17 protein-coding genes are annotated in these 21832 nt (G+C 63.3%); 8 read left to right on the top strand and 9 right to left on the bottom strand.

What is annotated here, in order from left to right; genetic code table 11:
• Nucleotides 1-38: 38 nt before the first annotated feature.
• Nucleotides 39-1793: an ABC transporter substrate-binding protein gene (locus GS429_RS20490; RefSeq protein ID WP_160067676.1), complete on the bottom strand. Its 1755-nt coding sequence runs from the start codon at nucleotides 1791-1793 to the stop codon at nucleotides 39-41.
• A gap of 359 nt (nucleotides 1794-2152) precedes the next feature.
• On the opposite strand from GS429_RS20490, the gene GS429_RS20485 reads away from it, so the two are divergent.
• Both GS429_RS20485 and GS429_RS20480 read left to right on the top strand, forming a co-directional pair.
• On the top strand, nucleotides 2153-3319 hold the full coding sequence (locus GS429_RS20485; protein ID WP_160067674.1) for a tubulin/FtsZ family protein: 1167 nt from the start codon (nucleotides 2153-2155) through the stop codon (nucleotides 3317-3319).
• A gap of 79 nt (nucleotides 3320-3398) precedes the next feature.
• Nucleotides 3399-4409 (top strand): MBL fold metallo-hydrolase, encoded by a 1011-nt coding sequence (locus tag GS429_RS20480; RefSeq protein WP_160067672.1) that lies wholly within the window; start codon nucleotides 3399-3401, stop codon nucleotides 4407-4409.
• Nucleotides 4410-4910: 501 nt separating this feature from the next.
• Here GS429_RS20480 and GS429_RS20475 read toward each other — a convergent pair.
• The 3 genes from GS429_RS20475 to GS429_RS20465 all read right to left on the bottom strand — a co-directional run bounded on the left by GS429_RS20475 (nucleotide 4911) and on the right by GS429_RS20465 (nucleotide 8540).
• Nucleotides 4911-5609, bottom strand: a complete 699-nt coding sequence (locus tag GS429_RS20475; protein ID WP_160067670.1) for a 6-hydroxymethylpterin diphosphokinase MptE-like protein — start codon at nucleotides 5607-5609, stop codon at nucleotides 4911-4913.
• A 290-nt stretch (nucleotides 5610-5899) separates the two neighbouring features.
• On the bottom strand, nucleotides 5900-7090 hold the full coding sequence (folP, locus tag GS429_RS20470; RefSeq protein WP_160067668.1) for a dihydropteroate synthase: 1191 nt from the start codon (nucleotides 7088-7090) through the stop codon (nucleotides 5900-5902).
• A gap of 211 nt (nucleotides 7091-7301) precedes the next feature.
• Nucleotides 7302-8540, bottom strand: a complete 1239-nt coding sequence (locus GS429_RS20465; protein WP_160067666.1) for a Cdc6/Cdc18 family protein — start codon at nucleotides 8538-8540, stop codon at nucleotides 7302-7304.
• A 1012-nt stretch (nucleotides 8541-9552) separates the two neighbouring features.
• Here GS429_RS20465 and GS429_RS20460 point away from each other — a divergent pair.
• Together GS429_RS20460 and GS429_RS20455 are read left to right on the top strand one after the other, a co-directional pair.
• On the top strand, nucleotides 9553-10320 hold the full coding sequence (locus GS429_RS20460; RefSeq protein WP_160067664.1) for an RNA methyltransferase: 768 nt from the start codon (nucleotides 9553-9555) through the stop codon (nucleotides 10318-10320).
• A gap of 409 nt (nucleotides 10321-10729) precedes the next feature.
• Entirely contained in the window at nucleotides 10730-11782 is a 1053-nt protein-coding gene (locus GS429_RS20455) for a hypothetical protein (protein ID WP_160067662.1), read from the top strand.
• Between the two features lie 76 nt (nucleotides 11783-11858).
• Here GS429_RS20455 and GS429_RS20450 read toward each other — a convergent pair whose 3' ends face one another.
• Both GS429_RS20450 and GS429_RS20445 read right to left on the bottom strand, forming a co-directional pair.
• Entirely contained in the window at nucleotides 11859-12578 is a 720-nt protein-coding gene (locus tag GS429_RS20450) for an HTH domain-containing protein (protein WP_160067660.1), read from the bottom strand.
• Between the two features lie 109 nt (nucleotides 12579-12687).
• Complete coding sequence (locus tag GS429_RS20445; RefSeq protein ID WP_160067658.1) at nucleotides 12688-13728, bottom strand: DMT family transporter; 1041 nt, start codon at nucleotides 13726-13728, stop codon at nucleotides 12688-12690.
• Between the two features lie 181 nt (nucleotides 13729-13909).
• On the opposite strand from GS429_RS20445, the gene GS429_RS20440 reads away from it, so the two are divergent.
• Nucleotides 13910-14392: an Lrp/AsnC family transcriptional regulator gene (locus tag GS429_RS20440; protein WP_160067656.1), complete on the top strand. Its 483-nt coding sequence runs from the start codon at nucleotides 13910-13912 to the stop codon at nucleotides 14390-14392.
• 108 nt (nucleotides 14393-14500) lie between these two features.
• Here the strand turns inward: GS429_RS20440 and gatE are convergent, their stop codons facing one another.
• Entirely contained in the window at nucleotides 14501-16369 is a 1869-nt protein-coding gene (gene gatE, locus GS429_RS20435) for a Glu-tRNA(Gln) amidotransferase subunit GatE (RefSeq protein WP_160067654.1), read from the bottom strand.
• 138 nt (nucleotides 16370-16507) lie between these two features.
• Between gatE and GS429_RS20430 the strand changes: the two genes are divergently transcribed.
• Nucleotides 16508-17602 carry a BtrH N-terminal domain-containing protein gene (locus tag GS429_RS20430; RefSeq protein ID WP_160067652.1) on the top strand — a complete coding sequence of 365 codons (1095 nt, stop codon included), beginning with the start codon at nucleotides 16508-16510 and terminating at the stop codon, nucleotides 17600-17602.
• Nucleotides 17603-17703: 101 nt separating this feature from the next.
• Nucleotides 17704-17850 carry a hypothetical protein gene (locus GS429_RS22000; RefSeq protein ID WP_201294059.1) on the top strand — a complete coding sequence of 49 codons (147 nt, stop codon included), beginning with the start codon at nucleotides 17704-17706 and terminating at the stop codon, nucleotides 17848-17850.
• 97 nt (nucleotides 17851-17947) lie between these two features.
• Here the strand turns inward: GS429_RS22000 and GS429_RS20425 are convergent, their stop codons facing one another.
• Both GS429_RS20425 and btuC read right to left on the bottom strand, forming a co-directional pair.
• Complete coding sequence (locus GS429_RS20425; RefSeq protein ID WP_160067650.1) at nucleotides 17948-19504, bottom strand: heme ABC transporter ATP-binding protein; 1557 nt, start codon at nucleotides 19502-19504, stop codon at nucleotides 17948-17950.
• A complete protein-coding gene (btuC, locus tag GS429_RS20420; protein ID WP_160067648.1) occupies nucleotides 19501-20631 on the bottom strand; it encodes a vitamin B12 ABC transporter permease BtuC in 1131 nt (376 codons plus the stop codon). Before btuC ends, GS429_RS20425 begins: the two co-directional genes overlap by 4 nt.
• Before the next feature lie 60 nt (nucleotides 20632-20691).
• On the opposite strand from btuC, the gene GS429_RS20415 reads away from it, so the two are divergent.
• The gene (locus GS429_RS20415; RefSeq protein ID WP_160067740.1) at nucleotides 20692-21831 is read left to right on the top strand and encodes a PGF-CTERM-anchored ABC transporter substrate-binding protein; all 1140 of its coding nucleotides are present in this window, start codon (nucleotides 20692-20694) and stop codon (nucleotides 21829-21831) included.
• The last annotated feature ends 1 nt before the right edge of the window (nucleotide 21832 follow it).

Raw genomic sequence — 21832 nt, 5'->3', positions numbered from 1 at the left:
CAAGGTTTCCCAACGCCTCGTCCAGTTCGGGCCCGCCGTCACTCGAGTAGTTCCTCGTTCTCGTAGCGGTAGCCGATATCCTGAAACAGCGACCGGACTCGAGACGTGTTGACCTCGCCGTCCGTGCCGGGAAAACGCAGAATCTCGGGCTCGTCGTCGGTCTCGAGATTATCGTGTCCCCACGTCTCGCTGTTGACCCCAACGAGTTCCTCGGACGAGGCGGCGGGCTGAGCGAAGGTTTCGAAGAATTCGGAGACGACGTGCTCGCGGTCGATCAGCCGCGAACAGACCCGCCGAAAGTACGGATTGCTGAGTTCATCGTGGGCGTTGTTGTAGCCGATCATATAAAACGCGTCGGTCGTCCCTGTGATCGTCGAGACGTTTTCGGCGTCTCGGATCGGTTCGGTGTGTTGTGGCGGCAGCTCGCTCGCCGTAACGTCAATTTCGCCGTCGATCAGCGCCTCGACCATCGCTCCCGGATTCGGAGACACGCGGAACGTGATCCCCTCGAACTGCGAGAACCCGTCGAGAATATCCGGCCCGGTAGTCGCCCCACGAAGGACGTGTTCCTCGAAGGGCTCGAGTTCGATCTCGAGATCGGTCGTCGCGTCCGCAAACGAGAACAGTCCGGAGCCGATCGGATCGTCGTTGTCGTCGGCGAGCGCCCGAGTCTGTCGGTCAGCGAGGAGTTCCGACCGGTCGTCCCAGATGTGTTCCGGGAGCACTGGGATCGTGAGTACTCGACGCGCAGCCGCCGGTGTCGTGTCGGACATCGACAGCACGACGGTCTGAGAATCGACGACGTTGGTCGTACTGACCAGCGTCTGTTGGCTTCGATACCGCGGTGCAGGAACACCGCCGTCGACGTCGCCCATCGACGTATCTCCGATAAATCGCAGCGTAAACGCGACGTCTTCCGCATCGAGCGACTCGCCGTCGTGCCACTCCAGGCCCTCCCGAAGCGTGACTCGGGCTTGTATTCCGTCCTCCTCGGTCCACTCGACCTCCTCGGCGAGCCACGGAACGTACTCGCCGTCGATCCGACGGGCCAACGGGTCGTACAGCAGGTCCAGTAGCCCGTCGATCCGGTTTCGGTCGACGGTAAGCGGATTCAACCGCTCCGTGAGTTCTTCGCCGAAGACGCCGACCTCGAGGGGCCCATCTCGCGGTCCGTTATCGGACTGAGACAGAATCTCGATGTACTCCTGCGGTTGGCGGGGTGGGCTCGGGACGGTGATCTCGGCGGAGGCTCCACTCAGCGGATGCGGGTAGGCAACGACCGTGTACGGAGCCGTCTCTGCCAGATGATCGATCAGGTCCGTGAGGAGATCCCGTCGATCGCTCTCGGTCGCTACCCGCTGTTGGTCGAGGTAGTCGTCGGCCGTGACGTCGGAGAATTGAAACGGGTTCTGCCACCCGTGTTCGCTTCGAAACCGAGAGTGCAACAATCCACGAAGCGCATCGTACTCGTCGAGACCGGGATGTCTGGCGACGAAGACATCGTAGTCTCCCTCGAGGAGGATATCTCGGTAGAGTTCAGCCTTCGTCACAGGTTCGTGTGTCGCGTCGATTCCGGCTGCACGGTAATTTTCACGGAGATGACTCGCAATCGACGCGGCGAGACGGTTATCATCCGCCGGGACGGTCTTGATCGTTAGCGAAACCTGCTCCGAGCCCGGCGTTTCCGCCTGCGACCAGAGTCGCTCCGAGCAGCCGGCGAGGGCGCTGGTCGCACCGACACCGATTCCTGCAAGCAGCCCCCGCCGGGTCGTCGGCGGAGCGACGTCCTTCATACGAAGGTGGATACGCCACCACAGAGTAAAGGACTTACTCTCGAGACGACATCTCGAGAAGATGACGCAGCGGGCGGTCGGTGGGGACGATGGGGATGATGAGGACGATAGGAACGGTCGGGACGTAATTTCCCATTCGGCCCGATCATCTAGTATTCGATGATAGTTAGTAGTCGATGATTATCGTAGAAAGTAGAATATAATGAGTTCCTGACCTTCTTTTTCACCAGTGTATGGGTGTCATAACAATATCCAGTTGTGGCGTTTGAACTGCACGTGGAACCCGTTCCCCACCCGGCGAACCGACCGCGAGCCACGGATCGGGCGTTCGTGACGGGGGACGGCCACGAGAGATAGCTATGAAACTTGCACTCATCGGTTTCGGGCAGGCAGGCGGGAAGGTAGTCGACCAGTTCTTGACGTACGACGGCGCGATCGACGGGGGCTTCGTCGAGAGCGCGATCGCGGTCAACACCGCAACGACGGACCTGCAGGGACTCGAGCACGTTCCACGGGAGAATCGCGTTCTGATCGGACAGGCGCGCGTGAACGGTCACGGCGTCGGTGCCGACAACGAACTCGGCGCCGAGATCGCCGAGGCCGACGTCGACGAGGTACAACACGCCATCGATCGGATTCCGACCCACGAGATCGACGCGTTCCTGGTCGTCGCCGGCATGGGCGGCGGGACCGGCTCCGGCGGCGCGCCGGTCCTCGCAAAGCACCTCAGACGGATCTACACCCAGCCCGTCTACGGGCTCGGCCTCCTCCCGGCGACGGACGAGGGCGGAATCTACACGCTCAACGCGGCTCGGTCGTTCCGGACGTTCGTCCGCGAGGTCGACAACCTGCTCGTCTTCGACAACGACGTCTGGCGCAGCGCCGGCGAGTCCGTCGAAGGAGGGTACGACCGGATCAACCGCGAGATCGTCGAACGGTTCGGACTGCTCTTCGCCGCCGGGGAGGTCAGCCACGGCGACGACGTCGCCGAAAGCGTCGTCGACTCCTCCGAAATCATCAACACGCTCTCGAGCGGCGGCATCTCGACGATCGGCTACGCGAGCGAGACCGTCGAGACGAACAGCGGCGGACTCCTCTCGTCTCTCACCGGAGACGACGACGGCTTCGAGGAAGGGAGCGCGACCAACCGAATGACGAGCCTCGTCCGCAAGGCAACGCTGGGGCGACTCACCCTTCCGTGTGACGTCGGAAGCGCCGATCGCGGTCTCGTCGTCGCAACCGGGCCGTCCGAGCATCTGAGTCGCAAGGGCGTCGAACGCGGCCGCCAGTGGCTCGAGGACGAGACGGGAAGTATGGAGATCCGCGGCGGCGATTATCCGATCCCGGACGGTGACGAGACCGGCGCGATCGTGCTCCTCTCGGGCGTGACGGACGTCCCGCGGATCGACCAGCTCCAGCAGGTCGCAACCGAAGCCAAGGAGACGACCGAGCAGGTCAAAGCAAACGCCCAGGACGAATTCGCCTCGCTCGTCGATACGGGCGGCGAACTCGACGCGCTATTTTAATTATAGTTTTAATTCTCGTCCCGGATCGATTCACGTTCGAATCGTCGCTGTAACGAACCTCGAGATCGACCCGTACCGTATGAGTGCCGACAGGATCGACCGAATCGGGATCGGCAGCGGGACCCCGGAGGGGAAAAACAGCGCGTATCTCGTTGACGACCGTCTCGTCGTCGACCCCGGACCGCCGACCGACCGCGCCTGGACCGATCTTCGGGAGGGCCTCGAGCGTGCCGGTGTCTCGCTTCCCGACCTCGAGTACGTCCTCGTCAGCCACTGGCACGTCGATCACGCCGGACTCGCACCGCGACTCGCCGAGGCTGCCGACGCGACGCTGGCGATGGGAGAAGCGGACGCGCCGCTCGTCGCCGCGTACGGAAGCGAACGCGAGCGGCGTCTCGAGCGCGATCGAGAGACGATGCGCCGCTGGGGCGTTCCGGCCGAGATCGTCGAAGATATTATCGAGGGCGATTCCGTCTCGCCGATGCCCGAGTCGATACCGGTCGAACGACTCGAAGAGGGAGACACTATCGCCGGACTCGAGGCGGTCCCGACGCCGGGTCACACGCTCGGCCACACGGCCTTCGCCGGCGAGGAGTTCGTGCTCGTCGGCGATGCCGTCCTGCCGACGTACACGCCGAACGTCGGCGGCAGTGATACGCGAACGCTCGCCATCGACAGCGGGACGAAAGCGACCGGATCGGAGGAGGCGGCGGATTTCGGGACGGCCGATGCCGATCCGCTCTCGGACTACTTCGAGACGCTCGAGCGACTCGAGAAATTCGAGGATCGGTCCAAGCACTTGCTCCCCGGCCACGGGACGGAGATCTCCGACGGCCGGACGACGGCGATTCGGGACCACCATCGAGCGCGATCCCGGCGCGTTCTCGCTCGTCTCGAACGCGACGAAAGCGAGGGCGATGTTGTCCCAGCGACACCCTGGAAACTCGCCGTAGACCTGTTCGGTGACCTTGAGGGGATCCACGCCAAATTCGGCGCCGGCGAGGCGGCAGCCCACTGCCGACGGCTCCAGCGAACGGGGGCGATCGTTCGAGTCGGCAAGACCCCACTCGAGTACGAATCTCGGCCGTAAATGGCTCCATTACTGTCGTCTCGGCAGCGGTGTCGGTCTCGCTGAATCATCGATTTTCGTGTCATTCACGGTAAGAAGACAATAACGATACACGATATGATCGGCTAGGCGTGTATGGCAAGTCAGCGCCACTCTACCCGTGGATCGACGCACTCGAGGTCGAGAGTTCGAAAAGTAGTCGAGACCGTCTTGCTTCGGAGCGACGGACAGACGATCATCGACGAGTGTCGCCGCTGTGGAACGACCCTCGAGTCGAACGCGCCGAACTGTCCGACGTGCGGACAAGACGACGTTGTCACGTATCGAATCGATTGAGATTGGGGTTGAGAGTAGGAGTTGAGGTTGAGAGTTGAGTTTGGGGTTGAGATCGAGGTTGGGGTTGAGAGTAGGTGTTGAGGTTGAGTTGGTGCCAACCGGCCTGACCGACACGGGAGAGCGTTTCGTCACGGAAACTGATGATCCGTAACTCGCGCGGAAAATCGTTCCAGCGAGCGGTCGCGGTCACTCGAGCGGGAGATCCTGCGTCTCGATCGACTCTCGTCGGCCGTCTAACACGCCGAACCGCTCGGTTCGACGCGACTCGAGCCAGTAGAGGAGGCGTTCGGCCCACTCGAGTTTCCGTGCTTTCGTCGGTTCGACGGTCGAATCGTCGAAATCCCAGCCGACGAAGACGAGCCGAGAAGCGCCGAGGTGATCGGCCAGGAACGCCGCTCGGTCGCCGTCGGTGAAGCCGCCGACGTTCCGAACGGGACCCTGCGGTTCGGCCTGCGTCGTCGGCAACACGGCGTCGTCGACGCAGTCGGGAACCACGTCGCGAACCGCCGGGATGTTGTCGCCGTGGGCGTGGACCGCGACCGGAACGCCCTGCTTGGTCAGCCGGCGAACCGTTTCGGGATTCTTGTCGAGATCCGTCACCATGCAGTCGACCTCGATGCCGTGGGCTGCGAGCGTATCCGCGGCCGTCGAGGCTGCGAAGACGACGTCGGCCTCCCGCGCTCGCTCGAGATCGGCGTCGGACTCGAGCGAGGGTCCGGCACCCGCGATGGCGACGGTCGCCTCTCGAGCGCCGGAGAGTCGCTCGAAGTCGAATCCGTCGGTCAGGGATCCGAGCACATCGCGTGCCCGTTCGTCGCCGGCCCGATCGTACCCAAAGTCCCGAAGGATCGCCTCGTAAACCGGCTCCCAGTCGTCGAACTCCATGGTCGTGATCGGAGGCGGAACCGTTTGGGAGTTCTGACTTGCCGTCGTTGCTACCGAAGCGTTCTGCGATCAGAGCCGACGAGACGGGTGGTCAGGCTCGACAGCGTCGCCTTTTCTAATTGAACTCACGGTCGAGCCAGTCGCCGATCGAAACAGTCGTCACTTGTCGGCGTAACACCGCACAATAATCCGTGTTGTGGGCCGGGGGTCGCCTCCAAAGTACCCCTACCCGGGAGGCCGCCCGGCGTCCACTCCCTCCTTTCGAAGCCTCCGGCATAAGCTTTCTCTTACTACAGTATTTCCCGCAGGGAGTCGCCGAGGACGGCCAGATCGTCGTCTCCCTCGAGAAGACGGCGTGACACGTCGGAAATGGCAGCTGTCGAACCCATGAGTATTGTGTGTCTATTGTTCCCATTAGACACAGTGACGGCAGCGTCGGAGAACGCCGATTCCAACCGGCTTCGCTCGCTTTCGTCGAGTCCCTCGATCTGGACGACCTGGACGTCCCAATCGTCGGCGATCGCGGGATCGATTCCGCGCTCCGTGAGGTGTGCCCGGAGATCGCGACTCGAATGAATATCCAGCCGCGTGACCGTGAACCGGTCGTCGGCCACGCGTGAGCGCTCGGTAAACGCCTTCCCGATCAGCGCCGCGTCGCGAGTTTCCGCGACGTCGTGGGTTCGGATCACGTGTGCACCGCGTTCGACGGCCATCGACGTCGCAGCGAGGCTCACCGGCAGTCGGTCCTCGGTCTCGCGGTCCGCGATCTCACCGAGGAAGTTTTTCCGGTTGATCGAGACCAGCATCGGCTGGCCGAGCGCGCGGAACTCGCGCAGTCGGCGGAACGTCTCGCGGTCGTCTTCGAGAGTCTGGGCCTCACTCCAGCCGCCGAAGGCGGGGTCGAGAATCGTCTTGTCGGTTACTCCGTTCTGCTTGAGCGCCTCGTAAACCTGATCGACGTACTCCGCCTGGGCGGCCCACGCCGGCGACTTTCTGCTGCTCCAGTCAGTTTCCTCGACGGCACCCGGCCGCTCGAGGTCCGGTGGGCTGGCCATCTTCGCGACGGCGACGTCGTGTGCCTCGCAGACGGTCGGCATCTCCGGATCGGCGAATCCGGCGATATCGTTGACCATATCGAACCCCTGCGACAGCGCCTCGTCGGCCACCTCGGCGTACCGGGTTTCGATCGAGAAGATCACGTCCCCGGAGACGCTCTCGATCGTGTCGAGAGCCACGTGGAGTCGATCGAGTTCTTCTTCGGCCGAGAGAACGTCGAAGCGTTTATTCGCCGACTCGAGGCCGATATCCACGATATCGGCGCCTTCGCCGATAAGCTCCTCGTCGACGTACTGGGCCGCCTCGCCCGGGTCGTCGTAGACGCTCGGATCGTAGGGCGACTCCTCGCTGACGTTCAACACGCCCATGATCCGGGGTGGATGGTCGTCACCGATCTGTAGCCCCGCCGCGTCGACGTTGTTCATATCCGGTCTGAGGAGAGGAGACGGAAATGACCCCCGGTTCTGGCAGAATAGGACGACGTGATCAGCTCGGCGGTTTACCGGCCCGAACCGGGAGATTGTGGCCGAGCAGAAACGGATAGCGGAACGGTCAGCAGAAACGGACAGCGGAACGGTCAGTAGAACGCACAAAACGAGAGCGACGAACCAGTGTCGAACTACCAGTGATCCCTTCTTACTCGTCCCCATCGCCGTCTTCGAGCACCGCCAGACGTGAATCCCGCAGCAGCACTTTCTTGACGATCGAGGGGTTCTCGAGCAAGCGGTGTTTGGCGTGGGCACCGCGTCCGCGCCCGCGACCCTCGCGCTCGGACTGGATGACGTTGAGGAAGTTCTGTTCCTGAAGGATCTCCTGGACTCGTCGCTCCGAAAGGACGTCGAAATCGAGCTGCCGGGCAACTTCCTTGTACTGGTTGTAGATAATCTTCGTCGGGAACTCCTTTTCCGTACTGTTTTCCGTCAGGAGCGTCAGCGAATAGAGGATCGCCTTGGCCTGCTGGGGGGAGCCCTCGATCAGTTCGTTGAATCGGTCGGCTTCGGTCTTCTCCTTGGCGTCGCGGACGTGATCTGCAGTGACTCGCGTCGCGTTCTGTTTCTTCGCGATACGGCCGGCGTTCCGGAGAATGTCGATCGCCTTGCGGGCATCGCCGTGTTCCTGAGCCGCAAGCGCTGCGGTAAGCGGGATAACGTCGTCAGAAAGGACCCCGTCGTGGAACGCGTCGCGACGTTTTTCGAGGATTTCTACGAGCTGATTGGCGTCGTACGGCGAGAAGACGAGTTCGTCCCGGGAGAGACTCGACTTGACGCGCTCGGAGAGATGATCCGGAAAGTCGATCTTGTTCGAGATGCCGATGATGCCGATACTCGAGTCCGAGATGCGACGGTTCTCGCCGGCCCGAGAGAGCTTCCGGAGGACCTCGTCGTCCTCGAGCATGTCGATCTCGTCTAAGATGACGATCGTCACATCGGTGCAGTGATCGACGGCCTGCCAGAGTCGCTTGTAGTAGTCGCCGGTTCCGAGACCCCGATCGGGGACGGTGACGCCGCTCTGATCGGGGGTGTTGACGAGTTGAGCGATCGTCTTGATGATCGATGCTTCGGTGTTCTGTTCGCCGCAGTCGATGAACGCGTACTTGACGGTGATATCGTCGCGCTGGGCTTCCGAGATAACCCGCTGGGTCACCGACCGCGAGATGAGTGATTTGCCGGTTCCGGTCTTCCCGAAGATGAACAGATGGTTGGGTTCGCTCCCGAAAATAGCCGGGTTCAGGGCGTCCGCAACCCGCTGCATCTGCTCGTCTCGGCCGACGATCCGGTCCGGCCCGGGAAGGTGCGTGATCTCGAGCAACCGCTCGTCGGCAAAGACCGGATCGTCGTACCGAAAGAGTGGATCACGATCGTCGTTGGCGGACATTGCAGTATCGGGAGCTTTTCAGCTGAATTGAAATAAAGGTATGGAGTTTGCTCGCGTATGTAAATGAACCGTCTTCGCCCCCGGTGATGCGGAAATACGTCCGTGTGACGAGAGTATGGTGTATCGCCGACCTCGCGTTTCTAACCGGCGACTCGAAGTCACTACGTTCGGCGTGCGAAACACCCCCACCCCCGTCGCGGATGTAACGCGTCGAGAGTGACCGGCGACACTGCTGGCGGAACCGTCCGTGAGGCTATCGGGAACGAGTGCTCACGAACAGGAGAAAACGAGACACCCGGACTCGAGCATGATCCGAGATGCTATCCGAAGAAACGCCGAGGACGCCGAAATTCCGACCTCGGGAAACTGTCTGGATGGCGACGTGTTGTCCATCTACTCGCTGTTCGGGACACACACCCCCGTCGCGGATGTAACGCCGAACGGGTGGGTGGGGGTCAGGCCAATCCCTGGATTTAGGCATTTTCGGTCCGTTATCGGCCTGGTTTTACACCCGCGACATTGGTGTGTTCCCATTCAGACCTCCCCCACACCTAAACGGAGTTACAAACGCGAAGGGGGTGTGTCCCCCCTCGTATATCTGTTTCGTCTCGAGAGCTGAGTCCGTCTCGACAACATCCAACGCTAGAGACTCGAAACGCAGTCCAAAGCCAAGAATCGAACTCGACTCAGAGATCGTTCGGAGAATCGAACTTCAGAAGCCGTTCAGAAGATCGTCTCCGTAGACGTTCTAGACTAGTTTCTAGATCTAGAACTAGAGAAAGAGAATAGGAAAGAAGAAAGAAACCAAAAGCGGAGACAGCCGACCGAACACCGCAGCCTAATCAAAGGGCTTCAGGACCGTCCCGAGAAGCTACGTTTCAGCCACTCTCCAGACGCGTTTCAGTCGACCTCCACCGATTCTCGTCGCCGGTGAGAGCATCCATCGGACTCTATCCGATCACGGAATCGAAACGGGTAACCCGCTCCTCGAGTCTCTATCCGACAGAGAGCAATGAGCGAGGAGTTGCCCGAAGGGGACAGTTCAGTCCGCCGGACCCCACCGACGGTCGCCGTCGTCGACGCACAGGCACCGGGCAACGTCGGTACTATCGCTCGCGCAATGAAGAACTTCGGCTTCGAAGACCTCCTGCTCGTCGATCCGCCGGAACTCGATCCCGACGGCGAAGCGTACGGATTCGCGGGCCACGCTCGAGAGGACATCCTCCCGAACGCGACCGAAGTGTCGTTCGATCACCTCGCCGAGAACTACCACACGATCGGCTGTACCGCGGTCACCAACGAGGACGACCGAAGTCACGTCCGATACCCCTTCTCGACGCCCGCGGAACTCGCGGACCGGTTGCCGACCGTCGAGGCTCCGACCGCACTCGTTTTCGGGCGCGAACGCGTCGGCTTGACTAACGAGGAACTCGCCCGTATCGACGAAATCTGCTCCATTCCGGCAAGCGCCGACTACCCCGTCCTCAACCTCGGACAGGCCGCGACCATCACCCTCTACGAACTTCAGTCGGTGACGCTGACGGACGACGAGACGCAGCTTCCCGACCTCGAGCGGACTCGTGCCGCCGAACCGACGCTCGATCGCATGTACGATCAATGGGCGGACCTGCTCGAGGAAATCAACCATCCCGAGGAGAAACGGGACAAGACGATGCGAATGCTCCGGCGCGTCTACGGGCGGGCGGATCTGACCGAAGGCGAGGCGAACACGCTCCTCGGGCTGCTCCGTCGGGCGACGGAACGCCCCGCGGATCAGTAATGGGGTCGATTCTCAGCGGTCGAGTTACCCAAACAGCGTCGCCGGTAGAAGAGTGCTATCCTCCGTTCACCGCTGTTACTTCTCCCGTTGTAACACCAGCGTTTACTTCTATGAGGCCGTGAACCCGGCAATGAAATGTGATGTCTGTGGAGGGGTGATCGATGGCAAACGAGTGTACAAAGCGAGCGATGAGGGGAAGGGGGGCCTCGGCGTATATCACCTGGAGTGTACGCCGTAACGTTCCGTGTGTCGAGATTTCCCTGCCCGATCGAATCGAGATCGGTATCCGTATCTGTATCGGAGTTTGCCGTCGTCCGCGGTTTCGCTGGTTGTAACCGGTGCACAACGCGATTGTGAGGGACTCGGCCGGCCAGTAGAGTAATACGACCACACCGACCAGCAGTACGCGATGACCAACGTGGATCGCCGACGAGCGCTTGGACTGGTGAGCGCAGGGCTGGCGTTTCTGGCAGGGTGTTCGGAGTCCGCAGACCCGTCGGACGACGATGGCCGATCGACCGAGGAATCGAACGAGACGACCATCGACCCTGACGGCGAGTTACCCACGTACGCATCGCTGCTTCCCGAGACCAACCGAGAGGCGTACTTCTACGGGTCGATCGACGCCCCGACGCTGCAATCGATCGTCGAGAATCAGCACGCTGGGGACGGTGACGACCCGGCCGACCCCCTCGTCGGCAACCCAATCGTGCTGGCGATTCGCTTTGCACAACTCGGAGACGTCACGGCGTTTACCGTCTACCAGGAATACGACGAGACGCCGTTCGAAGACGGTGAACTTGTAGATGCCAACGGCGTCTACGCACTCCTCGGCAGTTACGACCGTGATACCCTCCACACCGGCCTCGAGAGCGCGGGGTACGAACGGGAACGCGACGAAGACGCGTACACGGTCTACAGCGATGCCGACTCCGGCGAAGCTGTCGGACTCACTGAGGATGTGTTCGCGTGTACCGTTCCGAACCAGTTCGATCCCGGCTTCGACCCCGTTGACGCCGTCGAACGAACCGTCGCCACGGCCGCCGGGCAGCGGACGCCGAAACACGAGATCGACGACGATTTCGAACGTCTGCTCCGGAGCGGAGCCACCGGCGGCATCTCACTCGGACGATACACCGAGAGCGACGAATTCGATCCCGACTCACTCGGTGAGCCGCAGCTTTCGGCCTCGCTCGAGTTCGCCTTCGGCGGCGTCGAGGGGGCCAACGGCGTCCACCAGCAACTCTCGCTCGAGAGCGAGAACGAGAACGGGGTCGGGGACGGGAACGTCGGCAACGACGCGACGGCGACCGCCGTCGTCACCTACGCTGGCGATGACCGGGTCGACGTCGACCGTCTCGAGTCGGCGTTCGGCACCGAGGCCGATACACGCGATATCGCCCGTGACGGGGCGAGCGTGCTCATCGAGGCGGAGTATACGGGTGAGTTCGCCGGCGAATAGCGCTCGAACTGATCGAGTCGGCCGAGATATCGGAGAATAGCGTTGCGAGCCTTCTGTGTCCGCTTCGGAAAGTCGCTTAGCGAGTCCGAACGACCGGCGAGGTGGTTGTCTCCGCTGTCGACCGGTCCGTGCGCGCGACGTACTGTCCGGTCTCGCTGACAGTGCCGACCCAGCCGCAGTCGGGACAGGCGAACAGTCCCTGACCGTCGATCAGGGAGCGGTTACAGTCGGGACAGTCGCTCGAGTTCGCGTTGGCGTTCGCGTTTCCGTTCGTGTCCGCGTTTGCGTTTGCGCTTGCACTTCCGTTTACATCCGCGTCCACCACCGCCGACACACCGGTCTCGCCGGCCCCACCAAGCGGCGTCGGCAGGGCACCCGTTCGAAGCGCGGCGATGGCTTCGTCCGTCGTGTACGTTTCCTCGCTCCCGTCGTCGCTGTGTGGGAACACGCCGACCAGTTCGTCGTCGGCGTAGACCTCGAGACAGGCGAGTGGCATCACGAGCAAGGTTCTGGTCTCGCCGGATATCTGGGACGTCGTTGAGCGCTTTCTGAACGGCGGTCGGATGCTCACCCCGTGCTCGTCGGCCCATCGTTCGAACCGCTCGAAGCTCTCGAGGGCTTCCTGATAGGGACTCTCGTCGGTTAGTGCGATCTCTTTGGGCCAACTGCGCAGCAACAGCTCGTCGATCGTTCCCTCCGACTCGCAGGCTTGGAGGGTTTCGATCTGTCTGTCGACTGGCTCGAGTAACAGCGGTGCGCGAACGTGGCACACAACTGTAGTTGTCGGCGTTGTCATCGATCATAACGGCCACGTTCTCGCTAATAAATCTTCCCTGAGCTACATTTCCTGACTGTGGCCCGAGTTGAACACTTCAGGACGAACCGACAGTCGTCGGTGTCACCCGTTAGTCGGATCGACAGTCGCGGTCTAACTCCCGCGTATCGGACTCGAGTGCGACCCCGCCGTCGGTTCGCGGTTCGGGTTGTTCCGCCGCGACCGGCGGCGTCTCTGCGGGCGTCGTCGATCGGGATCGCAGGATGGACCGAAGCGTCTCGCGCTTGATAACGATGAAGCCGGCGAGGATCGTCAGGAGACCGACGATCGTGAGCGAGTCGACAATAGAGCCGAAAATGAGCCAACTCACGCCGATCGCGACCGCTGGCTCGGCGTACCCAACGAGGTTGACCTGCGTCGCCCCGCTTCGGTCGAGCAGTTCGAAGTAGAGCAGGAACGCGAAGACGCCGGAGACGAACGTCAGGTAGGCGTACGAGACCAGCGCCGTCGTCGTCAGCTCGATCGCGGCGACCGATTCGCCGCGGAGGCCCGCCCAGCCGAATAACACGCCGGCACCGAGCAACATCGCCCAGGCCTCGAGGGTCTCGATCGGCAGGTCCGATTCGATCGGTCGTAAGAGCACGCTGCCGAGCGCGAACGCGATGGCGGAGGCGAAGACGAGCGCAGCGCCGAGCATCGTGTCGCCGGCGAGGGCCGATGACGATGGCTGGACGACGAGCAACACGCCGATCAGCCCGAGCACGAAGCCGACGACGCCGAGTAGATTGAGCCGTTCGCTCGGGAGTATAACCCCCGCGAATGCGACGGTGAGGATCGGTGCCGTACTGACGACTGTCGCCGCGACTGCGCCCGACACGTACAGTTCACCTATGTACAACAGCCCGTGATAGAGCGCGATCACGAAGACGCCGGCGACCGAAACTGCGATCCACTCTCCACGATCGACGGGACGAATTCGGTCGGTCACGACGGCCGCGTAGCCGAGGACGATCAGTCCCGCCAGTCCGTAGCGGAGGCCGGCGAACAGCAGCGGCGGAACGTACTCGAGACCGATCTCGATCGCGACGAACGAGCTGCCCCAACAGAGCGCGAGTATCGAAAAGAGCACCAGTTCACGGCACCCATTTGGAATAAAATCGAGCATAGTCATACCGAGTTCGAAATGAGTTGCTATACTTAGGTCCTTCTACAACGATGTCGACATCGACGAATTCAGAACCACACACATGGATCTAATCCGAAACCCCATCCACTCCAGGAACAGAAGTTGGATATATCTCCAATTTCATCAACCGAAGGACATATTTTCCAGGCGCTCCGAACTCTCTCGCATGGACGAACGCGACGTCCGACTGCTCAAAGCGATCGCCGAACTCGAGACCGGAAGTCCCGAACAGCTCCACGAGGCGACCGGCATTCCCGTCTCGACGATCCACTATCGACTTACGAACCTTCGAGAGGAGGGGGTCATCACGAACGACCGCTACGACGTCGACCTCGAGGAACTCGGGCTCGGGGTGACCGTTCTCGTCGAGGTCCACGCGGACTACCGGGGCTCGTACGAGGAGTTTTCGGATCGGCTGCTGACCATCGAGGGGGTTACGAACGTCTACTTCACGATGGGCGAGACCGATTTCATCGTCCTCGCCCGACTGAGCAGCAGCGAAACCGTCGAGCGACTCATCGCCGACTTCGAACAACTCGACGGCGTCGACCGAACCGACTCGACGTTCGTGATCTCCGCGATCGAAGAACGGGACGCGTTACAGAGTTACAGCCTCGAGACGTTACTCGAGGAGTTAGTCGACGAGTAGCGAACGAGGATAACCGGTAAACCGGTACTCTCTGACGGGGCCGCCCTTGCCCTGTGAGTGGAGCGAAACACCGGATCAGCAAGCGTACAGCACGCAGTCCGTCTCAGTTCACGTTCGCTTTTGAATCTCCTCGCGGAGCACCTGACTCACGAGGTCGCCGTCAGCCTTGCCCCGCAGCGCGCCCATACACTCGCCCATGAGCCCCGAGAACGCCTGCATGCCTTCGTCAGCGACCTGCGCTTCGTTTCGTTCGACGACGTCGACCACAGCCTCGCGGACCTCGTCCTCGCCGACGCCGCCGAGCCCGGCCGCCTCGGCAGCCTCTTCTGCGGTCTGGTCTGGATCGTCGGCTAACGCTTCGAGAAGATCCGTTACCCCTTCGTTCGGTAGCTCGCCGTCTTCGACCAGACGGAGCACGGACTCGATGTGGGAGTCGGTGAGGTTCTCGACGGGCACGTCGTCGCGCCGCAGTTCGGTCAGCGTCGACTCGAGGGTTGACGCCGCGAGCGTCGGATCGATACCGTCGGCCACCACGTCCTCGAACAGCGGCATCCGCTTGCCGTAGGCGACCTGCTCGGCCAGCCCCGCGCCGAGGTCGTACTCGTCCTGATAGCGCTCGACCTTCGCCGTCAGCAGTTCGGGCTCCGGCACGTCGCTCGGATCCGGTTCGACCGGCGGCACGTCCGTCTCGGGGTACATCCGCGCCGCGCCGGGAAGCGGCCGCAGGTAACGGGTCGTCCCGTCGTCGTTCGCGCCGCGGGTCTCCTCGGGAACGCCCTCGAGTGCGGTTCCGGCGCGTTCGGCGACGGCATCGATCGACGCCTCCGCGACGCCGGTGTCCGCGGCGACGATCGCCACGGCGTCCTCGGAGCCGGCACCCACGGCCTCCCGCAGGTCCGCGACCTCTGCTTCGGTGACGCCGTAGGCAGGCAACTCGTCCGTGTGGAAGATGCCGCCCGCGCCGTGGCGTTTCGCGTGGTCGGAGAACTCGGTCCCCAGCCGTCGGTCCGGCGCAATTTCGCGGCCCACGAGGCCGTCGAACCCGTACAGCGGGACGGCCATCACGGAGCCGCCCGAATCGAGCGCGCCGCCGATGACGCCGCTTTCTGTCCCGTCGAAGACCTCGGTCGCGTCTTGGGCCTCGCCGACCGACGCCTCTCGCTCCTCGAGTTCGTCGCGAATCGCGACGAGTTCGACCTGCCGGGCGACCTCGTTGCGGACGATGTCGTCGATGTCGTCTAAGCTCTGGACGCCCTTGATCTCGACGCGGGCCCCCTCCGCGATGGAGACGTTCACGTCCTGGCGGATCGTCCCCAGGCCGCGTTTGACTTTTCCGGTCGAGCGCAGGAGCATCCCGATCCGCTCGGCCGCTTCGAGGGCCTGTTCGGGCGAGGAAATGTCCGGGCTCGTTCCGATTTCGACCAGCGGAATCCCGAGCCGATCGAGACTGTAGCGGACGCCGTCGTCGGTCTCCGCGACGCGCTGGGCGCTTTCCTCCTCGAGCAGGAGGTCCTCGATCCCGACGGCTCCGTCGCTGGTCTCGATCTGTCCGCCGGTGGCGATCAGCGTCGAGCGCTGGAAGCCCGACGTGTTCGAGCCGTCGACGACGAGTTTGCGCATGACGTGGGCCTGATCGACCGCGTTCATGTCCATCAGCTGGGCGATCTCGAGGACCGTCTCGAGGGCCTCCTCGTCGAGTTCATGTGGCGGCTCCTCGTCCTCCTCGACGAGACAGGTCGTGTCGTACGCGAGGTACTCGAACTCGCGGTCGACCTTGCTCTCCTCGAGTGCGGCCTGATCGATCTCGCCGAGTTCGCTTCGGGTTGGGTGGAGATAGCGCGTAAACCGGCGCGTCGACTCCTCGGGCTCGCGAAGCTCGGTCGGACACTGACAGAACAGCTTCGTCGCCGTCTCGAGTTGCTGGTGGATCTCCAGCCCGGCGACGAGTCCGAGCTCGTCGTAGTCGTGTTCGCTCATTGGCGGCCACTCGGAGACGGAAGGGTAAAAAACCGTCCAGTTGCGGCCGGACTGGCACTCGCCCACTGCTCGCTCGGTGTATTCGCCGGTGACACGCCGATCCGAATCGTTATTGGACTCTCGTTGGCAGTAGCACGCATGGAAGCGACGATGAACGACTACCGTCACCGGACCGGTCGTCACTGCGGCTCGACCGCCCTTCGAAACCTCGCGCTGTACTACGACTGGGGGTACGACGAGGAGACCTGTTTCGGTCTGGCCGCCGGGCTCGGATTCACCTATTTCGAGCTCCCAGAGAGCCCTCACCGCGGCTTCTTCGGCCGACCGCCGCGACTCGAGGAAACGTTCTTTGAGACGCTCGGCATCGCCGTCGACAGTCGCGAAGGAGACGACTGGCGGACGGTTCGCGACCGAATCCGTGCTCGCGTCGCTGGCGGTGACCCGGTGCTGGTTTTCACCGACATTTACCACCTCGACTACTTCCAGACGGACACCCACTTCGCGCCTCACTCGGTTCTCTGTGTGGGGGTCGAAGACGACGAGGAGACCGTCGTCCTCTCGGACAGCGAATTCGACGCGCTCCAGCGGGTGCCGTTCGATCGGCTCCACGACGCGATGTCATCGAACTCCGTGTTGCCCCTCCGGAACCGCCACCTCGTCGTCGCCGACCCCGGGCCGGATCGATCGCTCGAGGCGGCCGCGCCGGAGGCTATCGCCGAAATGGCTCGCGGCATGCTCGCCTCCAGCGGTTCCGACGGACCGATCGGACGAGATAGCGGGACGGCTAGCAGTAGCGAGAGCGCGGGTGAGAGTGAGTGTGTGGGTACGAGCGACCGTAAGAGCGAGTTCGGAACCCAGGGAATCGCGGGCATCAGACGCTTCGCCGACGAGTTGCCAACCTGGGTCGACTTCGAGGACCCGCAGTGGAGCGTCAGGTTCGCCTACCAGAACGTCGAGCGCCGCGGAACCGGCGGGGGTGCCTTCCGCCAACTGTACGCCGATTTCCTCGAGACGGTCGACGATACGGTGCCCGAACTCCCCGACGACGCGGTCTCGCGCATGAACGCCATCGCGACCGACTGGACGGCGGTCGGTCGATCGCTCGAAGAGGCGAGCGAGCGGTCCGATCCCGACCGGTTGCGGCCGGCGTTGACCGACACCGCCGAGACGATCCACGATCTCGCGGATCGTGAGGAACGGTTGTACGAGGACCTGTTAGCTGCACTCGCGTGATTTTCGATTGTTACGGTCAGATCGCGGCGGTGAATACGACCGGTGTTGTCGGCCGCGAGAGCAAGCATAACGGCTACACGCCTTTCCCGGTTATCTCGAGTATGGTCCGACTCTCCACGATCGTCATCGTCCTCGCGATCGTTCTCGGGATCGGTCTCATTCCGATCCCCGTCATCCCCGGCGTCGGGATCGTCGTCGGGATTTCGGGTCTCGTCCTCGGAGTCATCCTCCGTCTGCTCGGGCACTAGTCACGCACGGCCCCCTGCAAGTCAGTACCGGTGGGACCATCGACGGCCCGTAGTTGCAGCATGTGGTTGCAGCGGTACCTCGTTACGGCAGTTCGTATCAGTCCCCGGAGGACTCGGCCGACAGCCCCGAACTCGAGTCCCGGTCCGAAGACGTCGACCCGGATCCGGATCCGGACCCGGCTCCCGACGAGGCCCGATCGGAAACCGGGGCCGACGAATCGGGACCGTTCTCGACCGCGTTCGAGACTGCCTCGAGGAGCGTTTCCGGCGTCGCCTCGGTACCCCGAGTTCGGTCCCGAGAGCCGGCGGTGTCCGCTCGAGACGAGTCGTCCGCGACGATCACAATCGAGTCGGCCGTTGCATCCGCGGACTCGAGGAGTTGTCGCGTCCCCGGACCGCTCGACTCGAACACGCTCTCGGCGATGACGACCGCGTCGGCTTCCTCGACGCGGTTCTCGAACGTCACCAGATCCGCCGGCGAGAGCGATTCGAACGGCGGGATCTCGAGCCGGTCGACCGCGAGCGACCGAGCCGTTTGGGCCGCGACATCGCCGCTCGTGACGGGGCCGACGGAGACCTCGAGGCCCGCACCTGTGGCGTCCAGTCGGGTGAGGGCGCGCGCCGCGATCGAACCGGTGCCGAGGACGTGGACGCGAACCTGCGTGTCGCTGTCGTCGTCTCTCGGGATCTGGCCGGATCGAATCCGATCCGGAAGCGCCGTCACCGTTTCCGTCCCCGTGATCGGGTTCTCCGTGACCGTCGCGGACGCGTCGAAGACGTCGGCGAGCGCCTCGCCGGTCAGGACCTCCGCCGGGGGCCCGCTCCGATAGACGCCGCCGTCGGCGAGCATCACGAGTCGGTCGCAGTACCGCGCGGCCAGATCGAGGTCGTGGATCGCCGCACAGACGGTTCGACCGTCGTCGACCAGTTCTCGGACCAACTCGAGGGTTTCGAGCTGGTGGTTGATGTCGAGGCTTCCGGTCGGCTCGTCGAGCAACATCGCCGGCGTTCCCTGGGCAATCGCCCGCGCGAGGACGACTCGCTGGCGCTGTCCCCCGCTCACTTCGTCGATCGGTCGGTCGGCGAGGTCGGCCGTTCGCGTCCGCTCGAGGGCATGCTCGACCGCTTGGCTGTCCTCGCGCGTCGGGGACGAGAACCGCGACCGGTGTGGGTGCCGTCCCATTTCGACGACGTCGCGGATGGGGAACGAAAACGACAGCGCGGTATCCTGGGGGACGACCGAAACGAGTCGACTCGAGGCCTTCGAGGAGACGTCGTGAACGTCGGTGTCGTCGATCGTCACCGTTCCGCTATCGGGCTCGAGCGCGCCGCTGATCGCCCGGAGGAGCGTCGTCTTGCCGGCCCCGTTGGGACCGACGAAGCCCACGAACTCGCCGGGGTCGACGGTCAGCGAAACGTTTTCGAGCACCGAGAGGTCTCCGAAGGACAGCGACAGGTTCTCGACGCTGATCGTCGCGGGCTCGAGCGTTTCCGGTTCCGATGCGTGTTCTGACCCCGTTTGTATTGCCCGCCGATCCGCATCGCGCGTGCTCCCATCACCGCTTCCGTCAACTCCACCCGCGTCCTCACCGCCTTCGGTATCGTCGTTCGAATTTCCACTCGAGGCACTCGAGGAACTCGAGAACGGATTCATACCGAGTGCACCTCCCGACGGGTGAGCAAGAAGAGGAAGAACGGGGCCCCCAGCGCGGCCGTGATGATGCCCACGGGAACGACGGGCGTGTCGACGGCGACGCCGAAGGGCAGCGAGAGGGTTCCGAGGCGAGCGATCGTATCCGTCGCGATCAGAAACGAGGCTCCGGCGAGCGCGCTGGTCGGCAACAGGATCCGGTGATCGGGGCCGACGAGCAGCCGCATGATGTGGGGAACGACGAGGCCGACGAACCCGATGACGCCTGCGACGGCAACGCCGGCCGCGGTGACGATGCTCGCGAGCGCGAGCAAGAGGAGCTTGGTCCGCTCGACGTTGACGCCGAGGTGGTGGGCGTCCTCCTCGCCCAGCAGAAGGACGTTCATCTCGCGGGTGTAGGTGAGCAGGATCGCCACGCCGACGACGGTCACCGGTAACGCGAACGCGACGTCGTTCCAGTTGCTGTTGCTGAGGTGCCCCATCATCCAGATGACGGCCTGTCTGAGGTCGTCGCCGCTGTAGACGAGCATGTACGAGATCAGCGCCCCGAGAAAGGCCTGTATCGCGACGCCCGCCAACAACAGCGTGGCGACCGGCGTTCGTCCGCCCTCGGTCGCGATCGCGTAGACGAGAAACGCCGTCCCCAGTGCGCCGACGAACGCCGCGAGGTGGAGGCCGCCGAACGGAATCAGCGCCGGAAACGCGATGGCCGCGACAGCCCCCGCGGCGGCACCCGAGGAGACGCCGATGATCGACGGATCGGCGAGCGGGTTGCGGAAGAACCCCTGCATGACCGTTCCCGCGGCCGCGAGCGAGAAGCCGACCGTCGCTGCGAGGGCGATCCGCGGAAGCCGGATGTCGGTGACGATGGTCTGGTGGGAATCCGGCACGTCGAACGAGAAGACCGAGGTGTACTCGACGCTCGGGAACGGGATACCGACACCGATAGCGGGGATCGTCGAACTGCCGAGTGTGAAACCCGACGGGACGGCGACACTGTTGAGGATCGCCATTCCGACGATCAGCGGATCGATCCTGACCGCCCCGAGTGCAGCGCTAGCGACGACTACGGCGACAAGCACCACCACCAGCCCCGCCGACCACGAAACGGTCCGGACCGCGTGTTCCATACACTACAACCTCGGTTGGGTTAGACAAATATTTGTTGAAGAACCACGATCTATCGGATGATGCGACAAAAATTCGTTGTACTCATCACCGCGTTACTCACCCTCTCGCTGTTCGCGCCCGCCGTCGCGGGGGCGGGAGCAGGGGCAGGAACCGGCGTCGGACTCGACGCTTCGGCCGCCGCCCAATCGGACGAGATGGACTGTGAGTACCCACTCGAGGTGACAGATGCGACCGGCGAAACGATCACGCTCGATGAACCACCGGAGTCCGTCGTCGCGCTCCAGCCGAGCGACGCCCAGACGGTCTTCGAAATCGGCGCCGAAGACCGACTCACCGGCATGCCCGATAACCCGGCGACGGCCGACCTCGAGATGGGCGACCGTGAGGCCATCACCGACGGCTACGAGATCATCCACGAGCGCGTGATCGACCTCGAGCCGGACGTCGTTCTGGCCGCAAACGCGACGTTCGACGACGATATCGACACGCTCCGTCAGGCCGGCCTCGACGTCTACCACTTCGACGAAGCCGAATCGGTCGACGACGTCCGCGACAACGTCTTCCAGACCGGCGAACTCACCGACGAGTGCGACGGTGCCGAAGAAACCGTCGACTGGATGGACGAGCGCCTCGAGACCGTCGAGACGGCCCTCGAAGACGCCGATCGGCCGCTTGCCTACTACGCGATGGGCGACGACGGAACGACCGCCGGAACCGAGACGTTCATCCACGAAGTGCTGACGACCGCCGGCGTCGAGAACATCGGCGAACGCGCGGGAATATCCGGCTACGAACAGCTCTCCGAGGAGACGCTCGTCGAGGAAGATCCCGACTGGATCATCCACTCCGACGATGCCGAGCCGGAGGTTCTGATGCCCGACATCGCCGAATCGACGTCGGCCTACCAGGACGGTAACGTCATCGCCGTCGACGCCAACCAGCTCAACCAGCCCGCTCCGCAGGTCGTCTACGCGGTCGTCGACATCGTCGAGGCTGTCCACCCTGACGCCTACGAGGCGGCGGTCGAGGGCCTCGAGGACACCGAGAGCGATGACAGCGCGACTGACGAGAACGGCGACGATGCGAGCGATACCGACGCAGACGAGGACGATGACGCGGCCGAAACGATCCCCGGCTTCGGTATCCCCGTGGCCGTCGCCGCACTCCTCGGAACTGCCTTCCTCGCACGCCGCAGATAAC

The sequence above is a fragment of the Natronorubrum halalkaliphilum genome, assembly GCF_009834785.1.
GTDB classification, from domain to species: Archaea; Halobacteriota; Halobacteria; order Halobacteriales; family Natrialbaceae; genus Natronorubrum; species Natronorubrum halalkaliphilum.
Note: the sequence above shows the minus strand (reverse complement) of the source record. Positions and strands in the feature narration are given on the sequence as shown.

Bases quoted from the DNA above. Each gene is read 5' to 3' on its own strand.
- GS429_RS20490 (WP_160067676.1), bottom strand. From the start codon at position 1,793: ATGAAGGACGTCGCTCCGCCGACGACCCGGCGGGGGCTGCTTGCAGGA.
- GS429_RS20485 (WP_160067674.1), top strand. From the start codon at position 2,153: ATGAAACTTGCACTCATCGGTTTCGGGCAGGCAGGCGGGAAGGTAGTC.
- GS429_RS20480 (WP_160067672.1), top strand. From the start codon at position 3,399: ATGAGTGCCGACAGGATCGACCGAATCGGGATCGGCAGCGGGACCCCG.
- GS429_RS20475 (WP_160067670.1), bottom strand. From the start codon at position 5,609: ATGGAGTTCGACGACTGGGAGCCGGTTTACGAGGCGATCCTTCGGGAC.
- folP (WP_160067668.1), bottom strand. From the start codon at position 7,090: ATGAACAACGTCGACGCGGCGGGGCTACAGATCGGTGACGACCATCCA.
- GS429_RS20465 (WP_160067666.1), bottom strand. From the start codon at position 8,540: ATGTCCGCCAACGACGATCGTGATCCACTCTTTCGGTACGACGATCCG.
- GS429_RS20460 (WP_160067664.1), top strand. From the start codon at position 9,553: ATGAGCGAGGAGTTGCCCGAAGGGGACAGTTCAGTCCGCCGGACCCCA.
- GS429_RS20455 (WP_160067662.1), top strand. From the start codon at position 10,730: ATGACCAACGTGGATCGCCGACGAGCGCTTGGACTGGTGAGCGCAGGG.
- GS429_RS20450 (WP_160067660.1), bottom strand. From the start codon at position 12,578: ATGACAACGCCGACAACTACAGTTGTGTGCCACGTTCGCGCACCGCTG.
- GS429_RS20445 (WP_160067658.1), bottom strand. From the start codon at position 13,728: ATGACTATGCTCGATTTTATTCCAAATGGGTGCCGTGAACTGGTGCTC.
- GS429_RS20440 (WP_160067656.1), top strand. From the start codon at position 13,910: ATGGACGAACGCGACGTCCGACTGCTCAAAGCGATCGCCGAACTCGAG.
- gatE (WP_160067654.1), bottom strand. From the start codon at position 16,369: ATGAGCGAACACGACTACGACGAGCTCGGACTCGTCGCCGGGCTGGAG.
- GS429_RS20430 (WP_160067652.1), top strand. From the start codon at position 16,508: ATGGAAGCGACGATGAACGACTACCGTCACCGGACCGGTCGTCACTGC.
- GS429_RS22000 (WP_201294059.1), top strand. From the start codon at position 17,704: ATGGTCCGACTCTCCACGATCGTCATCGTCCTCGCGATCGTTCTCGGG.
- GS429_RS20425 (WP_160067650.1), bottom strand. From the start codon at position 19,504: ATGAATCCGTTCTCGAGTTCCTCGAGTGCCTCGAGTGGAAATTCGAAC.
- btuC (WP_160067648.1), bottom strand. From the start codon at position 20,631: ATGGAACACGCGGTCCGGACCGTTTCGTGGTCGGCGGGGCTGGTGGTG.
- GS429_RS20415 (WP_160067740.1), top strand. From the start codon at position 20,692: ATGCGACAAAAATTCGTTGTACTCATCACCGCGTTACTCACCCTCTCG.